This is a genomic window from Sphingomonas sp. J344, assembly GCF_024700005.1.
In the GTDB taxonomy this organism is placed as follows: domain Bacteria; phylum Pseudomonadota; class Alphaproteobacteria; order Sphingomonadales; family Sphingomonadaceae; genus Sphingomonas.
Genome location: NZ_JAJONB010000002.1, coordinates 557,483 through 579,529 on the forward strand (window position 1 = coordinate 557,483; position 22,047 = coordinate 579,529).

At 64.2% G+C, this 22,047-nt stretch carries 13 protein-coding genes and 3 pseudogenes; 8 read left to right on the top strand and 8 right to left on the bottom strand.

Annotated elements, in window-relative coordinates; genetic code table 11:
* Positions 1 to 129 precede the first annotated feature (129 nt).
* Positions 130 to 1,233 carry a lactonase family protein gene (locus LRS12_RS18820; protein WP_257845999.1) on the top strand — a complete coding sequence of 368 codons (1,104 nt, stop codon included), beginning with the start codon at positions 130 to 132 and terminating at the stop codon, positions 1,231 to 1,233.
* 39 nt (positions 1,234 to 1,272) lie between these two features.
* Here the strand turns inward: LRS12_RS18820 and LRS12_RS18825 are convergent, their stop codons facing one another.
* Positions 1,273 to 2,151: a tetratricopeptide repeat protein gene (locus LRS12_RS18825; protein WP_308223073.1), complete on the bottom strand. Its 879-nt coding sequence runs from the start codon at positions 2,149 to 2,151 to the stop codon at positions 1,273 to 1,275.
* 365 nt (positions 2,152 to 2,516) lie between these two features.
* Positions 2,517 to 4,764 (bottom strand): annotated as a pseudogene (locus tag LRS12_RS18830) (NADP-dependent malic enzyme); the annotation flags it as partial.
* A 231-nt stretch (positions 4,765 to 4,995) separates the two neighbouring features.
* On the opposite strand from LRS12_RS18830, the pseudogene mutS reads away from it, so the two are divergent.
* Positions 4,996 to 7,573, top strand: a pseudogene (gene mutS, locus LRS12_RS18840) (DNA mismatch repair protein MutS).
* Positions 7,570 to 7,731 carry a hypothetical protein gene (locus LRS12_RS18845; RefSeq protein WP_257846003.1) on the top strand — a complete coding sequence of 54 codons (162 nt, stop codon included), beginning with the start codon at positions 7,570 to 7,572 and terminating at the stop codon, positions 7,729 to 7,731. Before mutS ends, LRS12_RS18845 begins: the two are co-directional and overlap by 4 nt.
* 4 nt (positions 7,732 to 7,735) lie before the next feature.
* Here the strand turns inward: LRS12_RS18845 and LRS12_RS18850 are convergent, their stop codons facing one another.
* Positions 7,736 to 8,326, bottom strand: coding sequence for an NADPH-dependent FMN reductase (locus tag LRS12_RS18850; RefSeq protein ID WP_257846004.1), 591 nt, complete (start codon positions 8,324 to 8,326; stop codon positions 7,736 to 7,738).
* 65 nt (positions 8,327 to 8,391) lie between these two features.
* Between LRS12_RS18850 and LRS12_RS18855 the strand changes: the two genes are divergently transcribed.
* Positions 8,392 to 8,955 carry a hypothetical protein gene (locus tag LRS12_RS18855; protein ID WP_257846005.1) on the top strand — a complete coding sequence of 188 codons (564 nt, stop codon included), beginning with the start codon at positions 8,392 to 8,394 and terminating at the stop codon, positions 8,953 to 8,955.
* Between the two features lie 384 nt (positions 8,956 to 9,339).
* Here LRS12_RS18855 and LRS12_RS18860 read toward each other — a convergent pair whose 3' ends face one another.
* The 4 genes and pseudogenes from LRS12_RS18860 to LRS12_RS18875 form a co-directional block, all read right to left on the bottom strand.
* Positions 9,340 to 9,558, bottom strand: a complete 219-nt coding sequence (locus LRS12_RS18860; RefSeq protein WP_257846006.1) for a hypothetical protein — start codon at positions 9,556 to 9,558, stop codon at positions 9,340 to 9,342.
* 376 nt (positions 9,559 to 9,934) lie between these two features.
* Positions 9,935 to 12,109, bottom strand: a pseudogene (gene uvrB, locus LRS12_RS18865) (excinuclease ABC subunit UvrB); the annotation flags it as partial.
* Between the two features lie 77 nt (positions 12,110 to 12,186).
* Positions 12,187 to 12,462 carry a hypothetical protein gene (locus tag LRS12_RS20175; RefSeq protein WP_308223060.1) on the bottom strand — a complete coding sequence of 92 codons (276 nt, stop codon included), beginning with the start codon at positions 12,460 to 12,462 and terminating at the stop codon, positions 12,187 to 12,189.
* A 144-nt stretch (positions 12,463 to 12,606) separates the two neighbouring features.
* Positions 12,607 to 13,527 (bottom strand): DNA/RNA non-specific endonuclease, encoded by a 921-nt coding sequence (locus tag LRS12_RS18875; protein WP_257846007.1) that lies wholly within the window; start codon positions 13,525 to 13,527, stop codon positions 12,607 to 12,609.
* A gap of 189 nt (positions 13,528 to 13,716) precedes the next feature.
* Here LRS12_RS18875 and LRS12_RS18880 point away from each other — a divergent pair, with 189 nt between their 5' ends.
* Entirely contained in the window at positions 13,717 to 14,265 is a 549-nt protein-coding gene (locus tag LRS12_RS18880) for a DUF3617 domain-containing protein (protein ID WP_257846008.1), read from the top strand.
* A 167-nt stretch (positions 14,266 to 14,432) separates the two neighbouring features.
* Here LRS12_RS18880 and LRS12_RS18885 read toward each other — a convergent pair whose 3' ends face one another.
* The gene (locus tag LRS12_RS18885) at positions 14,433 to 14,951 is read right to left on the bottom strand and encodes a hypothetical protein (RefSeq protein ID WP_257846009.1); all 519 of its coding nucleotides are present in this window, start codon (positions 14,949 to 14,951) and stop codon (positions 14,433 to 14,435) included.
* A gap of 93 nt (positions 14,952 to 15,044) precedes the next feature.
* Here LRS12_RS18885 and LRS12_RS18890 point away from each other — a divergent pair, with 93 nt between their 5' ends.
* The 3 genes from LRS12_RS18890 to LRS12_RS18900 all read left to right on the top strand — a co-directional run bounded on the left by LRS12_RS18890 (position 15,045) and on the right by LRS12_RS18900 (position 22,019).
* Positions 15,045 to 17,165, top strand: a complete 2,121-nt coding sequence (locus LRS12_RS18890; RefSeq protein WP_257846010.1) for a S9 family peptidase — start codon at positions 15,045 to 15,047, stop codon at positions 17,163 to 17,165.
* A 20-nt stretch (positions 17,166 to 17,185) separates the two neighbouring features.
* Complete coding sequence (gene ligA, locus LRS12_RS18895) at positions 17,186 to 19,318, top strand: NAD-dependent DNA ligase LigA (protein WP_257846011.1); 2,133 nt, start codon at positions 17,186 to 17,188, stop codon at positions 19,316 to 19,318.
* 133 nt (positions 19,319 to 19,451) lie between these two features.
* Complete coding sequence (locus LRS12_RS18900; RefSeq protein ID WP_257846012.1) at positions 19,452 to 22,019, top strand: TonB-dependent receptor; 2,568 nt, start codon at positions 19,452 to 19,454, stop codon at positions 22,017 to 22,019.
* Positions 22,020 to 22,047: the final 28 nt, after the last annotated feature.

The following is a 22,047-nucleotide window of genomic DNA, read 5'->3' on the forward strand; positions in this document are numbered from 1 at the left end:
GATTGATGCCCGCCCCCGACCCTATCGCGCAACGCACTGCACCGCCAGCGGGTCCCCGCCATGCGCCTTATGCATCGCGCAAGCGTGCCATCGGTTGACGCGGCGGGCACGGACGGGTTTCAAGTGGCAATGACATCGTCTCCGTTCGCGCCATCGCGCCGCGCCTTCGTCGCCGGCAGCCTCGTCCTCGCCAGCAGCCCGGCTGCTGCCGTGAGCCGGAAGCCGGATCGCCTGATCGCCGGCACCTATGCCAGCCGCAAGGGGCCTGGGCTGGTGCCGATGATCGCGACGCCGGAAGGCTGGACGGCACAGGCTCCACTGGACGCGATCCGTAATGCGTCGTTCGGCGTTCGCGCGCCTAATGGGGTACGCTATCTGCTCGAGGAGCAGACCGAGGGGAAGCTCGGCATTTACGGCGCGGCCATGCAGTTGCTGGGCAGCGTCTCCACGCTCGGCGCAGACCCGTGCCACGCCGCGCTCAGCCCCGATGGACGCACCCTCGCGATCGCCAATTATTCCAGCGGCAGCGTCACGCTGTGGCGGCTCGACGGCAAGACCGGCCTCCCGGTCGGCGAAGCGCAGAAGATCGCCCATCAGGGCAGCGGGCCGAACCAGCGACGACAGACCGAACCGCATGCGCATTGGGTCGGCTTCGCTCAGGGCGGGCGCGTACTGCACGCGGTCGATCTTGGCGCGGATGCGGTGTTCGCGCATCGGGTGAATCTCGCGACCGGACGTGTGACAGAAAGCACGACCGCCTATCGCGCCGCGCCCGGATCGGGGCCACGTCATCTCGCCTGGCACCCACGACTGCCGATCGCCTATCTGTTCGCCGAGCTGGCAAACACTGTCACCCTTCTGCGCGCGGACCGCGACGGCAGCTTTACCGGTGGTGAGACGCTAGCGACCCTGCCAGCCGGGTTCGACGGCCCTTCATCCGGCGCGCATATCGCGGTCAACCGCGCGGGGACGCGGCTGTATCTGTCCAATCGCGGCCACGACAGCATCGCAGTATTCGCCATCGCGCGCGACGGCGGGCCGAGCCTGTTGCAGCATGTCAGCTGCGGCGGGCATTGGCCACGGCTGTTCCTGCTACGCGAGGATCGTGGGGAGCTGCTCGTTGCCAATGAGCGATCAGGCAATGTCGCTGTTCTGCGCGTGCAGCAAAACGGCAAGCTCGGCAAGCCGATACGCGGGGTAGAAATACCGGGCGTGGCCTTCCTGTCCGAGTGACGGCGTGGGCGATGTAGGCCCGACGCTATCGCGCGCATATTATCGCCCAGCAGACAGCTCCCACGCCACGCGAATTATGCCGGTGAAGACCGGTCGGTACTTGCGGATTTCGTGCTGCGCCGCCCGGTCAAAGGCGGCAAATGACCGTACTCGCGCGAGCGCCCCACGCTCCGCCTCACGATAGAAGAACCATGTCGCTGAAGATTCAGGATAACGCTGCTGAATAAACACTGCCATTCCCCAAGATGCGTCAATCCGACGCGGGTCTTCAATATTTAGGGTGGATCGCATCGCCAAAACCCTACGGTAGAGCGGCTCGGCTTCCTCATATTGACTCTGCGCGTTGAGGTTGAATGCTAGTGAGTGGAGGACCAGCGCGATGGACTGATGCCCCGCCGGTAGCACTGCCTCTTGAAGTGCCAATGCCCGACGGAGCAACGGCTCCGCTTCCGCATAGCGTCGTTGGTCGTTCAGATTGAATGCGAGGTTGTGCAGACTCATCGCAATGTACGGGTGTCCTACGGGCAGCTCAGCCTCATGGAGTAACAATGCGTGACGGAGTAGTGGCTCCGCTTCGCCAAAACGGCGCTGCGCGTTCAAGTTAAGCGCAAGGCTGTCATAGGCTTGCGCAACCCCCAGATGCTCCACCGGATGCGCCGCTTTCCTCAGCAACAATATCTTGCGGTACAGGATCTCAGCTTCCGCATGACGTTCCTGTGCCGTCAGATTGCGCCCAAGGTTGTGATAACTCTGAATGATGGAGGGATGCCCCACTGGCAAAGCGGCCTCGCGCAGTGCCAACGCTTTGCGGTGTAGTGCTTCTGCTTCCGCAAGCTGCATCTGGGCGCTCCGATGCATGGCAATGTGGGCGATGCTCGTCGCGATATCCGGATGTCCATCGGGGGAGAGTATGCTCAGCTAATTTCAGCGCTCGGCGTGCATAGGCTTCCGCCGCCTCCGCATCGCCGTTCGAAGCTGCCACGTTCGACAAGGCGAGCAGCAGGCCGACGCATTCGTCCGCACGCGGCTTAGCCTTTTCGCACTGTTCGAGTTCATTCCGCAATGCGGCCAGCGCCGCACCATAGTCGCCGCTCTGGAATGCCTCGGTCGCCGCACTCCCAACCTGCCACCGATCACGGGCCAGCGCCGGCTGAGCGATCAGCAGGAAGGGGGCACAGGCGACCAGAAATCGACTCATCTCCATCCGTTGATGCTATTACCCAAGCGTTCACGCGACACGTACGTTTCCTGTCGGCTCGCGACCGACGACCTAGCGCGCAATCCCCCCCCGCCGCCAGCACCGCCAGCGTCACCAGATCGCCCGCGCTGCTGGTCATCGGTGCGACCTGGACGGGCTTTTCCATGCCGACCAGCACCGGGCCGATCATGCTGTCGCCACCCAGCTCGCGCAGCAACTTGGCGGAGATGTGCGCCGATTGCAGGCCGGGCATGATCAGGATGTTGGCGGGGCCAGACAGGCGCGCGAAGGGATAATTGGCGAGCTGACGCGGGTTGAGCGCCACGTCGGGGGCCATTTCGCCTTCATATTCGAAGCCGACCCCGCGCCCGTCGAGCACCTTCACCGCGTCGCGGATATTCTCGAGGAACGCGCCCTTCGGATTGCCGAAGTTGGAGTAGCTGAGGAACGCGACGCGCGGCTCATGCCCCATGCGGCGGGCGAGATGCGCGGTCTGCTCGGCGATGTCGGCGAGTTCCTCCGCGCTGGGCCGTTCATTGACCGTGGTGTCGGCGATGAACACGGTATGCGACTGGCCGACCATGATGTGCATGCCGAACGCGGTGCGGCCTTCGGTGACGTCGATCACGCGCCGGACTTCGCGCAGCGTCTGTGAGTAGGTGCGCGTGACGCCGGTGATCATCGCATCGCCCTCGCCCAACTGGAGCAGCAGCGAGCCGAAGATGTTGCGGTCCTGATTGACCATCCGCTCGCAATCGCGGCGCAGATATCCCCGGCGCTGGAGGCGCTTGTACAGGAAGTCGACCATCGCCGGGACCAGCGGCGAGTTGCGGCTGTTGTGCAGCTCGAAACTGTCCGGATCGCTGACGCCGAGCGCGCGGAGTCGTTCGGGAACGTCGTCGCGACCGACCAGCACCGGCGTGCCGTAACCGCCGTCGCGGAATGCGATGGCGGCGCGCAGCACCACTTCCTCTTCCGCTTCGGCAAAGATCACCCGCTTGGGATGCGCGCGCGCGCCCTCATAGGCCAAAGTCAGCACCGAGGTCGTCGGGTTGAGACGACCGCGCAGCGTGTGGCGATAGGCGGCCATGTCGAGGATCGGCTTGGTCGCGACGCCCGAATCCATTGCCGCCTTGGCGACCGCCATCGACACGACTTCCATCAGGCGTGGGTCGAACGGCGCAGGAATGATATATTCGGGCCCGAAGCTGTGCGCCTTGCCATAGGCCAGCGCCACTTCCTCAGGCACCTGCTCGCGCGCGAGTTCAGCGATGGCGCGGGCAGCGGCGATCTTCATTTCCTCGTTCACCGCCGTCGCGCGCACGTCGAGCGCGCCGCGGAAGATGAACGGGAAGCCGAGGACGTTGTTGACCTGGTTGGGATAGTCAGAGCGGCCAGTCGCGACGATCGCGTCGGGACGCGCCTCCTTGGCCAGCTCGGGCCGAATTTCGGGTTCGGGATTGGCCATGGCGAAGATGATCGGCGCGGGGGCCATGTCCTTGACCATTTCGGGCTTCAGCGCGCCTGCGGCCGACAGGCCCAGGAACACGTCCGCTCCGACCAGTGCCTCCGTCAGCGTGGTGCGGTCCGTCGCGACGGCGTGCGCCGACTGCCACTGATTTACACCCTCACGATCCTTGGTGATAACGCCCTTGCGGTCGCACATCAGGACATTGTCCTGCCGGACGCCCATCGCCTTGATCAACTCGGTACACGCGATTGCCGCGGCCCCTGCCCCGTTTACGACGACCCGGATGTCGCCAAGGCTGCGGCCGGTGAGCAGGCAGGCGTTGATGAGACCTGCGGCGGTGATGATCGCGGTGCCGTGCTGGTCGTCATGGAAGACCGGAATGTTCATCCGTTCGCGCAGCGTCTGTTCGATGATGAAGCATTCGGGTGCCTTGATGTCCTCAAGGTTGATCCCGCCAAAGCTCGGCTCCATCAGCTCGACCGCGTCGATGAAGCGGTCGACATCCTCGGTCTTCAACTCGATATCGATCAGAATCGACATCGGCGAACCGCTTGAACAGCACCGCCTTGCCTTCCATCACGGGTTTGGAAGCAAGCGCACCCAAATTGCCCATGCCGAGAATAGCAGTTCCGTTGGAGATGACCGCGACGAGGTTGCCCTTGGCGGTATAGTCATAGGCGGTAGCGGGATCGTCGGCGATTGCCTGGACCGGAACCGCCACGCCGGGCGAGTAAGCGAGCGCCAGGTCGCGCTGAGTCGTCAGCGGCTTGGACGCGACGATCTCGATCTTGCCGGGTCGGCCTTCCGAGTGGAACAGCAGCGCCTCGCGCTCGGAAAACTGGACATTGGCTTCTTCGGACATTTCGCTCTCCCGGTCGGCTTCCCTTTAGGGGCGAGCGGGCGCGGATTGCAACGCGCGTTGACGCTGGGGAATGCTGTCATTGCACGTGGATTGGCCTGCTTGATCACGGACAACGTGCGTATTTCCACACAATCGCGCGATCCACACGAATCGGGAATTCGGCGTTTGCGGATTGTTGCTGCGTCGCGAGAGGTCGGCTACCCGGTCGCGATGACCGCGGCCCCCACCCCGATGATGGCGCAATATCTGGCGCTGAAGGCGGAGGCGCAGGACTGTCTGCTCTTCTACCGCATGGGCGATTTCTTCGAGCTGTTCTTCGACGATGCGAAGGTCGCGAGCAATGTGCTGGACATCGCGCTGACTGCGCGGGGCGAACATGACGGCGACAAGATTCCGATGTGCGGCGTGCCCGCGCATTCGGCGGAAGGCTATCTGGCACGGCTGATCAAGGCCGGGCATCGCGTCGCCATCGCGGACCAGATCGAGACGCCCGAGGAGGCGAAGAAACGCGGCGGGTCAAAGGCGCTGGTCGCGCGCGCGATCATCCGCGTCGTCACGGCCGGCACGCTGACCGAGGAAGCGTTGCTCGACAGCCGCAGCGCCAATTGGTGCGCCGCAGTCGGCGAAGCGGGCGGTGAGGTGGCGATTGCAGCCGCCGACATTTCCACCGGTCGGTTCGAACTGCTCGAATGCAGCGCGGACGCAGTAGGCGCAGTGCTCGCCCAGCTCAACCCGGCCGAGATCGTAGTCGCAGAGGGCAGCACTGCGGAACTGCTCGCGACCACCACCCGCCCGCGCGGAGAGTTCGACAGCAGTCGGGGCGAGGCGCGGATCAAGGCGCTGTTCGACGTGGCGACGCTCGACGGCTTCGGCCAGTTCAGTCGCGCCGCGCTGGCGGCGGCGGGCGGTCTGGTCGCCTATCTCGATCATACCGCCAAGGGTTCACTGCCGTTCCTGCGCCCGCCACGCATCACCCGATCCGATGCCTGCATGGCGGTCGACGCGGCGACGCGCGAGAGCCTGGAGCTGACCCAAAGCCAGTCCGGGACGCGCAAGGGTAGCCTGCTCGACGCAGTCGACCGGACGGTGACCGGCGCGGGGGCACGGCTGCTGGCGCAGGACCTTGCCGCGCCGCTGATGGATATGGGCGCCATCGAAGCGCGGCTCGACCTGGTGCAGCGCTTTCATGACGAACCCGGACTGCGCGACGAGGTTCGCGCGACGCTGCGCAGCCTCCCCGATATCGGGCGCGCGCTGGGCCGCATTGCCGCCGGGCGCGGGTCGCCGCGCGATCTGGGTCAGCTACGCGATGGCCTCGATGGCGCATGGCGGTTGGGGGAAAAGCTGGGCAAGCTGCCCGATCTGCCCGCGATGCTTGCCGATCTCGCGCCGCAGCTTCGCGGGCATGGCGCGCTGATCGGCCTGTTCCAGCGCGCGCTCGTCCCCGCCCCGCCGATCGACGCGGCGCATGGCGGCTATATCGCCGAGGGATATGACGCCGCGCTCGATGATCTGCGCGATGCGGGGGCGGGCGGTCGACGCGCCATCGCCGCGCTGGAGGCGCAGTATCGCGACCGCACCGGCATCGCAGCGCTCAAGATCAAGCATAATGGCGTGGTCGGCTATCATATCGAGGTGGCTGCGAAGCATGCCGACGCGCTGATGGTGGCGGAAAGCGGCTTCACCCATCGCCAGACGCTGGCGGGCGTGGTGCGATTCAATGCGCCCGAACTGCACGAGATCGCGCTCAAGGTGACGCAGGCCGGCGCGCATGCGCTGGCGGCGGAGGCGGCGCATCTCGAGGACCTGACCGCCGCCGCGCTGGCAACGCGCGAAGCCATCGCAGCAACCTCAGATGCGCTCGCCCGGCTCGACGTCGCGGCGGGCTTGGCCGAACGCGCGGCAGAGGGCGGATGGACCCGCCCCGCTTTGGTCGATCACGCCTGCTTCGAGGTCGAGGGCGGGCGGCATCCGGTGGTCGAGGCCGCGCTGGCAAAGAGCGGAGAACGCTTCGTTGCCAATGATTGCGTGCTGTCAGGAATCGAGCCGGCTGTGGCTGGTCACCGGGCCGAACATGGGCGGCAAGTCGACGTTTCTGCGCCAGAATGCGCTGATCGCGGTGCTGGCGCAGGCGGGGGCCTATGTCCCGGCGGCGCGCGCGAAGCTGGGCCTCGTCGACCGGTTGTTCAGCCGCGTCGGCGCGGCCGACAATCTCGCGCGCGGTCGCTCCACCTTCATGGTCGAGATGGTCGAGACCGCCGCGATCCTGGCACAGGCAACCCCGCGCAGCTTTGTCATCCTCGACGAGGTCGGGCGCGGTACATCGACCTATGACGGCCTCGCCATCGCCTGGGCCGTGGTCGAGGCGATCCATGAGGATAATCGTTGCCGCTGCCTGTTCGCGACGCATTATCATGAACTGACCCGGCTGGCCGAGCGGTGCGAGGCGCTATCCCTGCACCATGTGCGCGCGCGCGAATGGAAGGGCGATCTGGTGCTGCTGCACGAAGTGGCGGAGGGACCGGCGGACCGCAGCTATGGCCTCGCCGTCGCGCGGCTCGCGGGTCTGCCGCCAGTCACGATCAGCCGCGCCAAGGCGGTGCTGGCAAAGCTGGAGGCCGGGCGCGAGAAGACCGGCGGGATCGCCGCGGGGCTGGACGACCTGCCGCTGTTCGCCGCGATGGTGGCCGAGGAGGAAGCGCCGGTGGATGCGTTGCGCGCGGAACTGGCGGCGCTCGACGTGGATGCGCTCAGCCCGCGCGAAGCACTGGACGCGCTCTACCGGCTCAAGGCATTGGGTGACGCATGATGCGCAACAACGGGTTCTGGGGTCTGATGCAGGTCATCCATGCCAGCGCGCGCGAGGGTTTCGGATCGCGTCGCGCGGCCGAAGTCATGCTGGTCATCGGACTGATCCTCGCTACCCCGCTGCTGCTGGTCGCGCTGCTGATCTGGTGGCTGATCTGAACCCTCAATAGGGCGGATCGCGCCGCGCCCGCTGTCCCTTCGCGGCCTCGATCCACCACTGGAAATCATCGGCAAAACGCGGGAACGCCCGGGCGAGCGACGCCCCGCCCTCCCCCTGTGGCCGGTCGTCGGCGTCAATCGCCTGGCCGATCTGCCCGACCGTCAACGTCGAGGATATGACCACCATCCCCATCTCGCTCAATGTCGGGTGCCACAACGAATTGCTCCGCGCCCCGGCCAGACGCCCCGCTGAATAGCTGGCAATCGCTGCGGGCCGCCAGAACCATTCCTCAAGGAAATGATCGGTCAGGTTCTTGAGGCCCGGCTGCATCCCCCAATTATATTCGCCGGTGACGAACAGGAAACCGTCAGCTGCCTTGATCTTCTCCGCCAGCGTTTCCATCGCCTCGGGCGCCTCACCCTTGGGATATTCCTTGTACATCCGGTCAAGCATCGGGAGACCGACCGTCATCGCATCGATCAGCTCAGCATCGCACCCGCGCGCGGCGAGCTGTGCGGTCAGCCAGCGGGCGAGGCGGATACCCACGCGGTCGCGGCGATAGGAACCGTAGAGGACAAGGATGCGGTCGGACATGATTGGTTGGCCTTTCGCTCGACAGGTCGGCAATGCCATGGATAGTGGGCGGCGGGGGAAAATCCATGAGCGCGTTCGAATTCATCTTCGCCCTGTTTGGGCTGCTGCTCGGCCTGTCGATCGTCGAAGTGCTGGGCGGCCTCGCCCGCGCAATCGAGGCACGGTTGCGACCGGGCGCGACGGTGCGGATCGGGTGGCTCACGCCGTTGCTCGGCGTGTTCGTATTGCTTGACCTGCTCTCCTTCTGGCAGGCGGCGTGGGTCAGCCGCGATGTCGTAAGTGTATCCGGCAACTCGCTGATGGCGGTTACGCTCTTCGCCAGCGCCTATTATCTTGCCGCGCATCTAGTCTTTCCGCGAGATCCGACGGAGCATGAAGAGCTCGACAGCCATTTCTTTCGCGTGCGGCGGATTGTCCTGGGGGTGATGCTGGCGCTGCTGCTCTGCCAGCTCGGCTATTATCTGTCGGTACCTGAACTCGCCCCGGCGCTGCGCAATCCGCTGGCGATCGTCCTGACGATCGTGCTGGCGGCGCTGATGATCGCGGCGATGCTGGTGCGGGGCAAGCGGCTGAGCATCGCGGTGATGGGAGCGCTCGTTGCGCGCTACCTGGTGATCTACCTGCTCTGAAATGAAAGAGGCCACCGGGGCCATCCCTGGCACCCGGTGACCTCCGACATGGTCAGCGGCCGGAGAGCTCCAGCCCGGGAGACCATGCGGACCACTTTCGCATCTGCGGCGTCGTTGATTGGAGGAGAATACCTCCCGATCGCCATGTCGGATGGAGGGCTTCCATCCGCTGCAGAAGCTTAGCGCCGCGTCTCCCCGAACGAACTGAACCGACCTCACTGCTGAACCATGAGACATCGGATCACCTCCTTTCGCTTGTTGAAACGTCGTACCGCAGCCCGGGTACGAGGACGAATGTGAATCAAGTCGGCGAACAGAACAAGACTTGTAATGATCTTCGATTTGCGCGACCTTCGTCTTTCTGGCGCATGAAACCCGGCAGGGTCAGCGTCGACAATCCTCAACCACACGCTGCACTTCCGCCCAGGTCGGGACGACCAGTGGCGCGAGCGGCGGCATCTCCACCACGAAGCGGCCCCGGCTGTACCCCATGGCGTCCAAGATCGGATCGGTCGCGGCCAGCGTCACCGCCATATAGGGCTGCAATCCCGGGGTCGGGCGCGCGGTGAATGCGCGAGCGGTGGTCGACGTGCGAATCGTCACAGCCCCGGCTGTCTCGCCACGGCGTACGATCTGAACCTGGCGCGTTGCCCGGTCGCAGCGCAGCGAGAGTTCGGGCTGATCAGCGCGTAGTCCGAACAAAGCAATCGTCCCCTGCCCCTCCTGCCGATAGGTCCAATTGCCCGCCGATGCCGCCCAGTCGCGCCAGTCGCTGCTCGCCGGAGGGGGCGGGGCGGGAGCTGGAGCCGGTGGAGGCGGCGACGCGGGAACCGGAACTGGCGGTGCGGGGGTCGGCGCGGGCGGGATGACCGGGGCGCAGGCAGCAAGGCCGGCAAGCGCGGCGAGGACAGGGATAAAACGCATGACCGACCTTATGGGGGAACGTCGCGCGGGGCTCAACCGGCTCACCGCTTCCCCCGCCCCATTTGCGCTGCACCTTGCCGTAGCGGGTCTTGCGCGTCCCCGGCTTGCCCTCGTTGCTGCGGCCCATCACCGGGGCCTTGCGGTCGCCGGTGGGAAGGCCCAGTTCCTCGGCTTCGAGCGCGCGGATTTCGTCGCGGAGGCGGCCGGCATCCTCGAACTCGAGGTTCGCGGCGGCATTGCGCATCTTCTTTTCGAGTTCCTCGATATAGGCGCGCAGGTTGTGGCCGACCATGTGCGCCGGGCCGTCCTCGATCTCGACGGTCACCTGATCCTTCGATGCGACATGCGCGATGATGTCGCCGATGTTGCGCTTGATCGTGGTCGGGGTGATGCCGTGTTCGCGGTTATACGCCTCCTGCTTCTCACGGCGGCGGGCGGTTTCGTTGAGCGCGCGCTCCATGCTGCCGGTGATGCGGTCGGCATAGAGGATCACGCGGCCATCGACGTTGCGCGCGGCGCGACCGATCGTCTGGATCAACGAGGTTTCCGAACGCAGGAACCCTTCCTTGTCGGCGTCGAGGATCGCGACCAGCCCGCACTCAGGAATATCAAGGCCTTCGCGCAGCAGGTTGATACCGATCAGAACATCGTACACGCCCATGCGCAGGTCGCGGATCAGCTCGATACGCTCCAGCGTCTCGACATCGCTGTGCATGTAGCGGACCTTGATCCCCGCCTCATGCATATATTCGGTCAGGTCTTCCGCCATCCGCTTGGTGAGGGTCGTCACCAGCGTGCGGTAGCCCATCTCGGCGGTCTTGCGACACTCGACGATCAGATCCTGGACCTGTTCCTCGACCGGCTTGATCTCGACCGGCGGATCGATCAATCCGGTAGGACGGATCACCTGCTCGCTGAACACGCCACCGGTCTGTTCCATCTCCCAGCCGCCCGGCGTCGCCGAGACGCTGACGGTCTGCGGGCGCATCGCGTCCCATTCGTTGAAGCGCAAAGGGCGGTTGTCGATGCAGCTCGGCAGGCGGAAGCCATATTCGGCGAGCGTGATCTTGCGACGATGATCGCCGCGCGCCATCGCGCCGATCTGCGGCACGGTCTGGTGGCTTTCGTCGACGAACAGTAATGCGTTTTCGGGGATATATTCGAACAGCGTCGGCGGCGGTTCGCCGGGCAGGCGACCGGTGAGGAAGCGGCTGTAATTCTCGATCCCCGCGCAGCTGCCGGTCGCGGCGATCATCTCGAGGTCGAAATTGGTGCGCTGTTCCAGCCGCTGGGCTTCGAGCAGCTTGCCCTCGATATGCAGCTCCTTGAGCCGCTCGGCGAGCTCATGCTTGATCGCCTCCATCGCCTGTTTGAGCGTCGGGCCGGGGGTAACGTGGTGCGAATTGGCGTAGACGCGGATGTAATCGAGCGACGCCACTTTCGAGCCCGTAAGGGGATCGAATTCGGTAATCTCCTCGATATCGTCGCCGAAGAAGCTGATCCGCCAGGCGGTGTCCTCATAGTGCGACGGGAAGATCTCCAGGCTGTCGCCGCGGACCCGGAAATTGCCGCGCGCGAAGGCGGCGTCGTTGCGCTTGTACTGGAGCGCGACGAGTTTGCGGATGATCTCACGCTGGTCGGCGACCTGCCCTTTCTTGAGGTCGAAGATCATCGCCGAATAGGTTTCGACCGAGCCGATACCGTAGAGGCAGGACACCGAGGCGACGATGATGACGTCGTCGCGTTCGAGCAGCGAGCGGGTGGCCGAGTGGCGCATCCGGTCGATCGCCTCGTTCACCGAGCTTTCCTTCTCGATGTACGTGTCGCTGCGCGGCACGTACGCCTCGGGCTGGTAATAGTCGTAATAGCTGACGAAATACTCGACCGCATTCTCGGGGAAGAAGCTTTTGAACTCGCCATAGAGCTGCGCGGCGAGGATCTTGTTGGGGGCAAGGATCAGCGCGGGGCGCTGGAGGTTGTTGATGACGCTCGCCATCGTGAAGGTCTTGCCCGAGCCGGTGACGCCGAGCAGCACCTGATCACGCTCCCCCGCCAATGCCGCTTCGGTCAGTTCCTTGATCGCGGTCGGCTGGTCTCCGGCGGGCTGATAATCGCTGACGAGCTTGAACGGCCGCCCGCCCTCGCTCTTTTCGGGGCGTTGCGGCCGGTGGGGGACGAAACCGGGTCCGGTTTCGGGCTCGGCAAGGCTGGTACGGATCTGGATCGCCATGGTGGGGAATATGGTGCCTTCGGACGGGGGTGCAAATGGATCGTCGCTCTCCGCTGTTCCGACGAACCTGACAAAAATCAGGTTGTCGGCGACGGCTTCCACTCGGTCATGCCCTCAATCGGCGGATAGACAACCTTCCGATTGCCGAAATGGGCGCGCAACGCAGCCTCGCGCCGCTCGATATCAGGTTTGGTTACGTCGACCTCATCGGGGTACTTGTACTCGGCGCGAAACTTACCGTCCTCGACGACATATTCCATCGCTGACCAGCGCTTGGCTTCATCCGGCTCCGCATGCCAGATGTCGAACAGGATGTCGGACAGGACAGGATCGTCGGGCGGATAGAAGCGCACAATATCGCCTTCCAATCGAAAGAGGCTCGGACTCAGCCACCCCTCGCCTATCTCTACGTAAAAAAAATTCCGTCTGGTTCCCCTCCGACGATGGCGGCGAGTTCCTGCCCCAATTCGCTCAAAAGCGGTCCGACCGTTTGATAGCTATCTGCCTCCATGTCGCTTACCTTTCGGCTCATTGTCGAACTGCTCAATTTGAACGGGGCCACCATTAACGGACCAAGATACGACGATCCGATAGGGTCGCCTTGACGTGCCTCTGTAATGCGGTTGGATCCGGGCAAACACCGATCGACCCGCGCGTTGATGAGCCACCCATGCGTCTTCCATAACTCGATACGCCCCGCGGTTGAAATTGGCGTCCTGGGCAAAGTGGTTGATGCCAGCGCGGGGACCGTCAAAGCGAGCAGCCCAGAAATGCCCACCGTCGTCAGTGGGACGACGATCAGTGCCGCCCGCTTCCGACTGATGACGCCGGGAACGCCTTGGTCTGTCCGTAGATGACACCTGTCCATAAGTGATCCGGGTTCGCCCGATAACGTCGATCTGGAAGTCATAGCCATTCAGCGTCCCCCTTCGCCAATTGCTGTCGAGGATCTGGCTTTCCAGAGAAGGTGGGTTCGCCGGATTCGGTGGCAACCGCCCTCCGTGCGTGTCCTGGTAATAGGCGAGCGCCAGAAACTTGTTCCGCGCATCACGCCTGGCATCGAGGAACTGCTGGTGCGGCAGCATGATCCGCTGCCCGATCTGAAGCGGCTTCTTCGGGTCGAGACCGTTAAGCCAGACGAGATCCGAAACCCGCAAACCCTTTCTGCGCCGTGCAATCGACGTGAGGGACTCCCCGCTTTGCACATGATGGACCGAGTAGTTGCGCGGATTACGCGGATCATCCTCGCGAGAACTCCGCTCCGCATCAGTTTCAGTAGCCCAAGGCCCGCGCCCATATACGCCCCGCGCCCGAAACGGATCCTGGATCGATCCACGACGCGGGAAGTAGTTTCCCTGACCGATAAAGGTGAACCGCCCGTCCTCGGGATCGTGCCAAGGGTTGAACTTGACTTCCAAAGGCCGCCGCCCCGTTCGCATCCATATGCTGAATGCAGAAACCGCCAACACTCCACTTCGCTGCGCCGTCATGCACGTCTCCCCAGCCAATACATAGGACATTGGCGGAACATATCAAGAACATATTTCCAATTGCCTTCCACGTAGAATTGGTCGACGCCTTTCACAGAGACCATCAGGAGACCCGCCATGCGCTGTCCCGTTTCGCTTCTCACCCCCATCGCTGCCCTTGCTCTCACCGCCTGCGGCGGGTCGGACGTAGCCGTCACCAACGCCTCCCCCGAGGAGGTCGCCGCCAAGGTCGATGCGGCAGGTGGCGCGCGGTTCAATCCGGGGGAGTGGGAGACGACGGTTGAGACGGTGTCGATCGACATCCCGGGCCTTGCGGGACCAATGAAGGACGAGATGACGAAGATGATGCTGCAAAAGCAGCAGGTGACCAAGAATTGCGTGACTCCGGAACAGGCCAAGTCGCCTCCTGCCGAGGTACTGGCGCAGAGCAAGGGCCGCTGCACCTACGAGAAATTCACCATGGCGGGTGGCAAGATCGACGGGACGATGGTGTGCGACGCCGATGGCGGGAAGATGACGATGAAGATCAGCGGGACGTTCAGCGATACGGCGTTCGCGATCGACAATGACATGGAAACGACCATGCCTGGCGGCGCCCAGACGATGAAGATCAAGGCGAAGACCAGCGGCAAGCGCGTGGGCGAGTGTCCGGGGACGAAGGCTTAGGGGCAGTTTTCTATCTATCCTCCCCCGCCAGGGGGAGTGGCACGCGCAGCGTGACGGAGGGGGAGGCACGTCGGCGGAGATATGGGGCGAGAGGCTAGAGGACACAGCCGTCCTCCCCCTCCGTCGCCTTCTGCGCCACCTCCCCTGGCGGGGGAGGATTACAGGGCTCACATCACGCGGCGATACGCCACGCGCCACATCGCCAGCGCGATGCCGGCGGCGACGATCGCGAGCAGCGCGCTGGTGCCGAGCGCGCTGATCCAGCGGAACAATGCGGTACGCATGTCGCTCGCCGGGGCGGCGAGGAAACCGAAACCATAGGTTTGCGCGCCGACGAACAGCACCAGCGAGATGAGCGCGCCGAGCGCGGCGGCGTGCCAGGCGCGGCGATAGCCGGCGAGGTGGAGCATCAGCCAGAGGGGCCCGCCGACCCCGGCGATACCGAGCGCGGTGAAGACGGTGCCAAGAAGCCACGACGCGACCAGCGGCATCGCCTCTCGCTGGCCCGCAGCAATGACGAGCAGCAGGACGACAAGCCCGCCCAACGCGCCGCCCAGCGCGAGCGCAAAACCCGCACGGTCGAGTGTCGTGTCGTAATGCGGCGCGGATGCGCGCATCGCATGATCATTCACCGAAAACCCCTCCCCGGTGCGGAAGCCATAACATTGCGCGGCAGCGCGGCTCAAGCGGTCACATTGCGGAAACTACCTAAAGTGGGACAGGTTGATGCCGGACAGGCTTTGCCGCAGGGTCCGGGCAACGATTTCAAGGGGATTCGCATGCATCTTCCGCTCCGCCGCGCTGTCATGGTCGGCCTGATCATCGCTGCCACGCCGATTGCCGCGCAGGACGCGCCCAAGCCGCCGGTCGCGGTGAAAAAGCCGCATCAGGTCAAGGCTCCGTTCGGCGCGGTGCGCGAGGACGAATATTACTGGCTGCGCGACGACACACGGAAGAATCCGGAGATGCTCGCCTATCTCAACGCTGAAAACGCTTATGCCGATGCGGTGCTGGCGCCGACCAAACCGATGCAGGAGGCGTTGTTCAAGGAGATCACCGGGCGGATCAAGCAGGACGACAGCACCGTCCCCTATCTCGACAACGGATATTGGTATTACACCCGCTTCGAGACCGGCGGCGACTATCCGATCGTCGCGCGGCGCAAGGGCAGCATGGATGCGCCCGAGGAGATCATCCTCAACCAGCCCGAAATGGCGAAGGGCGCGAATTTCTTTCAGATCGGGTCGCGGCAGGTCAGCCCCGACAACCGCCTGCTCGCCTATGCCGAGGACAAGGTCGGACGGCGGCAGTTCGTGCTGAAGGTCAAGGACCTGACCACCGGCAAGACGTTCGAGGATGCGATCCCCAACGTGCAGGCGGGGTTTGCCTGGGCGGGCGATAACAAGACCATCTTCTATATCGAGAAGGATCCGGTCACGCTGCTCGGCAAGCGGGTCAAGGCGCATGTGCTGGGCGCGCCCGCCAGCGCGGACCGACTGGTCTATGAGGAGCAGGACGACACCTATTCGCTCGGCCTCGGCACGACGAGTTCGGAGAAGTTCATCTGTATCTATTCGGGCAAGACGGTGAGCGACGAGCAGCGCTGCGCACCGGTTGCCAATCCGACCAATTTCACCGTGATCGCGCCGCGCGAGCGCGACTTCCTCTATGGCGCGGACCATGTCGGCAATCGCTGGGTGATCCGCACCAACTGGAACGCGCCCAATTATCGGCTGATGACTGTCGCCGACAGTGCGACCGGCGCGGGCAAGGCTGGGTGGAAGGATCTGGTGCCGCACAGCGCGGACGTGTTCATCGAGGGGGTGCAGCCGTTCGACAAATATCTGGCGATCGAGGAGCGGTCGGGCGGGAACAAGCGGCTCCGCCTGCTCGGCAATGACGGCAAATCGAGCTTTGTGGCGGCGGACGAGCCCGCCTATGCGATGGGGCTGAGCACCAATGCCGAGACCGCGACCGACTGGGTCCGGTACACTTACAACTCTCTGACCACGCCCTCGACGGTGATCGAGGCGAATATGAAGACCGGCGAGCGCAAGACGCTGAAGGTCACCCCGGTGCCGGGATACGACGCGAGCAAGTACGTCACCGAGCGGGTGTGGGCGACCGCACGTGACGGGACGAAGGTTCCGGTGAGCCTGGTCTATGCCAAGGGGTTCAAGAAGGACGGCACCGCGCCGCTCTTTCAATATGCCTATGGCAGCTATGGCTATTCGACCGATCCGGGCTTCTCGCCGATGCTGCCCAGTCTGCTCGACCGCGGCATGGTCTATGCCATCGCGCATATCCGTGGCGGGCAGGAAATGGGCCGCGCCTGGTATGATCAGGGGCGGATGTTCAACAAGAAGAACAGCTTCACCGACTTCATCGACGTGACCCGGTTCCTCGTCGATCAGGGCTACGCGAAGAAAGGCCGCGTCGCGGCGATGGGTGGCAGCGCAGGCGGGCTATTGATGGGCGCGATCAGCAACATGGCGCCGCAGGATTATGGCGCGATCGTCAATCTGGTGCCGTTCGTCGATGTCGTGACGACGATGCTCGATCCCACCATCCCGCTGACCACCGGTGAATATGACGAATGGGGGAACCCCGAGGGCAAGGCGAGCTATGACTATATGCTCAGCTACTCGCCCTATGACCAGATCGAGGCCAAGGCATACCCGCCGATCTTCGTCGGCACCGGCCTGTGGGACAGCCAGGTGCAATATTATGAGCCGGCCAAGTACGTCGCCCGGCTGCGCGCGAAGAAGACCGACGCCAACCCGCTGCTGTTCCGCACCAACATGTCGGCCGGGCATGGCGGCAAGTCGGGGCGGTTCGAGCGGTTCAAGGAACAGGCCGAATATCTGGCGTTTGCGCTGGACCAGTTGAAGGTCAAGTGATCGGGCGGTAGCGGGGAGCCATGGACAAGCTCCCCGCCACCGAGATCGAAGCCGCCGCCGAACTGGAGGCGCTCGCCGCCGAGATTGCGCGGCACAATGCGCTGTATCACACCGAGGATTCGCCGGAGATCAGCGACGCGGCCTATGACGCGCTGGTGCGGCGCAATGCCGCGATCGAGGCGGCGTTTCCGCATCTGGTGCGCGCGGATTCGCCATCGAAGTCGGTCGGCGCAGCACCGGCCGGGCATCTCGCCAAGGTGCGGCATGCGCAGGCGATGATGAGCCTGGACAATGCGTTCAGCGACGATGAGGTGATCGAGTTCGTCGTGCGCGTGCGGCGGTTCCTCAAGCTGGGCGAGGGCGACAGGGTCGCGCTGACCGCGGAGCCGAAGATCGACGGTCTGTCCTGTTCGCTGCGCTATGAGAACCGCAGGCTGGTGCTCGCCGCGACGCGCGGCGATGGGCAGATGGGCGAGAACGTCACCGCCAATGCATTGACGATCGACGACATTCCGACAGAGTTGCCGGAAGGCGCGCCCGATGTGTTCGAGGTGCGCGGCGAGGTTTACATGGCGAAGGACGATTTCCTTGCGCTCAACGCCCGCCTCGCGGCAGAGGCCGAGGAGAGTGGTAAGGAGGCGCGCCAGTTCGCCAATCCGCGCAACGCCGCCGCCGGATCGCTGCGGCAAAAGGATGCGGTGGTGACCGCTGCGCGGCCGTTGCGCTTTCTGGCGCATGGCTGGGGCGAGACCAGCGCGCTGCCGGGTGAAACCCAGTTTGCTGTGATAAAGGCGATCGAAGGCTGGGGCTTTCCGGTCCACCCGCTCTTCGTCGAATGCGTGCAGGTCGAGCCGGCGCTGGCGCAATATCGCAAGATCGAGAAACTGCGCGCCGACCTGCCGTTCGACATCGACGGGGTGGTGTACAAGGTCGACCGGATCGACTGGCAGGAGCGACTGGGCAGCGTCGGGCGTGCGCCGCGCTGGGCGATTGCGCACAAATTCCCCGCCGAGCGCGCCGAGACCACGCTCAATGCGATCGACATCCAGGTCGGGCGGACGGGCAAACTGACCCCGGTCGCGCGGCTGGAGCCGGTGACCGTGGGTGGCGTGGTCGTCACCAACGCGACGCTGCACAACGCCGACGAGATCGCTCGGCTGGGCGTGCGTCCGGGCGACCGCGTCGTGCTTCAGCGGGCGGGCGACGTTATCCCGCAGATCGTCGAAAATCTGACGCGCGAGGTCGAGCGCCCGGCGTTTCTGTTCCCGACCCATTGTCCGATCTGCCAGTCCGAGGCGACGCGCGAGGAGGGCGAGGTCGATGTCCGCTGCACCGGCGGGCTGATCTGTCCGGCCCAGCGACTGGAACGGCTCAAGCATTTCGTCAGCCGCGGCGCGCTTGATATCGAGGGGCTGGGCGAGAAGACGATTTTCGAGTTTCTGGAACTCGGCTGGATCACCGAGCCCGCCGATATCTTCCGCCTCAGCCAGCACCGCGACGCGCTGCTCGGGCGCGAGGGGTGGAAGGAGAGATCGGTCGACAATTTGCTCGCCGCGATCGAGGCGAAGCGGGCGCCGGATGCCGCGCGGCTGCTGTTCGGGCTGGGCATCCGTCACATCGGCAGCATCACCGCGCGAGACCTGATGAAGCGGCTGACCACCCTCCCTGCCCTCGCCGCGCTCGCCGACGAGATCATCGCGCTGCGGGCGTCGTTCACGCCGGCGCTGGGCGAGCAGGAAACGAAGTTCCACGCACGCCGGGACAAGGCGATTGCCGAGCATATCGGGATCGAGAATGTCGGCGCCGCCGTCGGCCATGCGCTCGCCGACTTCTTCCACGAGCCGCACAACCGCGCGGTGTGGGACGATCTGCTCGCCGAGGTCGCCCCGCCCCCTTCGTCGTCGAGGCGCGCAGAATCGGAAGTGTCGGGCAAGACGATCGTGTTCACCGGATCGCTCGAGACGCTGAGTCGCGACGAGGCAAAGGCGCAGGCCGAGTCGTTGGGCGCACGGGTTTCCGGATCGGTGTCGTCGAAAACCGACCTGATCGTGGCCGGTCCAGGGGCCGGATCGAAGCTGAAAAAGGCCGCAGAACTGGGGATTTCGGTGATCGACGAAGCAGCCTGGAATGCGATTTTTGCTGCGGCGAGGTGATGCTTTTTGCAACGCACAATTCACTTGATACGATTGTAACAATACCGCAAAGAACGGTCCCCATGGGGCATCGCAAGACGGTGAACGACACCGCTCGCGCAGGCTTTGAACAGCCCATCCTAAGGGGACCAAAATGCGAAACCATCTGCTGATCGGCGCGGCTGTTGCTGCGCTTTCCTTCCCGGCTACGGCGTTCGCGCAGTCGACCGGTTCGGTCGATTTCGAAGAACAGGAAATCGTCATCACCGGCTCGAGCGTCTCGTCGGGCGTCGCCGGTATCATCGTTCCCGACACGTCCAAGGCGAAGGCCGAGCTGAGCGCCGAAGCGATTCAGCAGTCGGTTCCGGGCCAGTCGATCAACGAAGTGATCAACCGCCTGCCGGGCGTCAGCTTCCAGAACAATGACGCCTTCGGTTCGGCCGGCGGCACGATGACCATCCGCGGCTTCGATTCGACCCGCATCAGCCAGACCGTCGATGGTATTCCGCTGAACGATTCGGGCAACTATGCGCTCTATTTCAGCCAGCAGATGGATATCGAGCTGATCGAGCGAGTCAGCGTCAACCTCGGCACCACCGACGTCGACTCGCCGACTGCGGCGGCAACCGGTTCGACCGTCAACTACCGCACGCGCGTCCCGGGCGAAGAGTTCGGTGCCAAGCTGGTCGGTTCGGTCGGCGAATATGGCTTCTTCCGCGTGTTCGGGATGGTCGATTCGGGCAATTTGACCTCGTCGGGTCTGCGCGCGTTCATCTCTGCCAGCAACCTGACCAGCACGACGACCTTCTACCGCGAAGGCAAGATCGACCGTCAGCAGTATAACGCGCGTCTGTATCAGCCGCTCGGCGACAATGGCGACTTCATCTCGATCGCCGGCACCTATGACGTGAACCGCAAGAATTTCTTCGGCTCGGTCGCGCTGCGCAACGATCTCGCCACGCCGACCCCGGCGCGGTTCCCGCAGTCGAAGGCCGAGCGTTTCTACTCGATCGCACCCTGCCTCATCGCAGTCGGTCGCCCCGGGATCGCCGACACGGCGAATAGCTGCGGTTCGGAATTCGATCGCCGCATCAACCCGTCGAACACCGGCAACATTCGCGGCGCATCGCGCTTCACTCTGGCTGACAATCTGGTGCTGAGCATCGATCCGTCGTTCCAGGTGGTGAAGGCGAATGGCGGCGGCACTGCGACCGCGCGTGAAGGCACGTTCAATGCCGGCGGCACCCAGATCGTCGGCTATATCGGCGGTTCGCCCTATTATGGTCGCGACCTCAACGGTGACGGCGACCTGCTCGATCAGGTCCGCGTCCTCGCGCCCAGCCAGACCCAGACCCAGCGTATTGGCGTGATCAGCTCGCTGCGTTGGGAGATGGACGACAGCAACATCTTCCGCCTCGCCTATTCGTATGACCGTGCGCGTCACCGTCAGACGGGCGAGACCAACATGCTGCAGGCCAATGGTGCCACCGCCGATCCGTTCCCGATCAACGACCCTCTGCTCGACCGCAACGATCGCGTTCTGCAGAAGCGCGACCGCCTGTCGTTCGCGATCCTGCACCAGATCGCGGGTGAGTATCGCGGCGAGTTCGGTGACCTGACCGTCAATGTCGGCCTGCGCCTGCCGTTCATGCGCCGCAACCTGACCAACTATTGCGCCACGTCGTCGGCGTCGGGTTTTGTCGAGTGCTTTACCGGCGACACGGCAGCCCAGACCGCGTGGCTCGCGTTCCGCCCGACCCAGACGGTTCCGGGCGTGGGCACGTTCCCGACCCAAGGTCCGCAGCAGCGCATCTTCAACTACAAGAAGGTGCTGCCCAACATCGGTCTCGTCTATGACCTGACGTCGAACATCTCGGCGTTCGGCAATTTCTCGCAGGGTCTGCAGGCGCCGGGTACGGACAATCTGTACAACAGCTTCTACTTCCCGACGACGGCCGACCAGGCGCAACCGCGTCCGGAAAAGACCGACAATTTCGACCTCGGCATGCGCTATCGCTCGTCGAAGGTCCACGCCCAGGTCGTCGGCTGGTACACCAACTACACCGATCGTCTGGCTTCGGCCTACGACCCCGAGCTGGACCGTACCGTCTATCGCAACCTTGGCACTGTGAAGAAGTACGGCATCGACGCCAACATCAGCTGGCAGCCGATTTCCGCACTGAGCGTCTATGCCTTTGGTTCGCTGCTCGAATCGGAGATCAAGGACAATGTCCTGCTCGCGACCCGCACCAACGGGACGCAGGTCTTTGCTCCGACCGCCGGCAAGCGTGAAGCGGGTGCCCCGACCTACACCTTCGGTGCCGGCTTCAATGCCGATGCCGGTCCGGTGGCGTTCGGCGCGAACGTGAAGCGCACTGGTTCGCGTTACGTGTTCGACGACAATACGGCGATCACGACGGGCCAGATCACGTCGGCCGGTGTTGACAGCCGCGTCCAGATCTATCCGGCAAAGACCCCGGCCTACACGCTGGTCGACCTGCATGCGCGGGTGAAGATGGACTGGGCCGGTCTCGGTGAGAAGACCTACTTCCAGTTCAACGTCATGAACCTGTTTGACGAACTCTATGTCGGTGGCTTCTCCGGCAACCTGTCGAGCATCGGGTTCAACGCAACGACCCAGGCGATCACCTCGTCGAGCGCTCCGTTCGTTCAGATCGGTTATCCGCGGACGGTCATGGGCTCGCTGGTCGTCGGCTTCTGATCGACGCCCACAGCTGACTGGAAACACC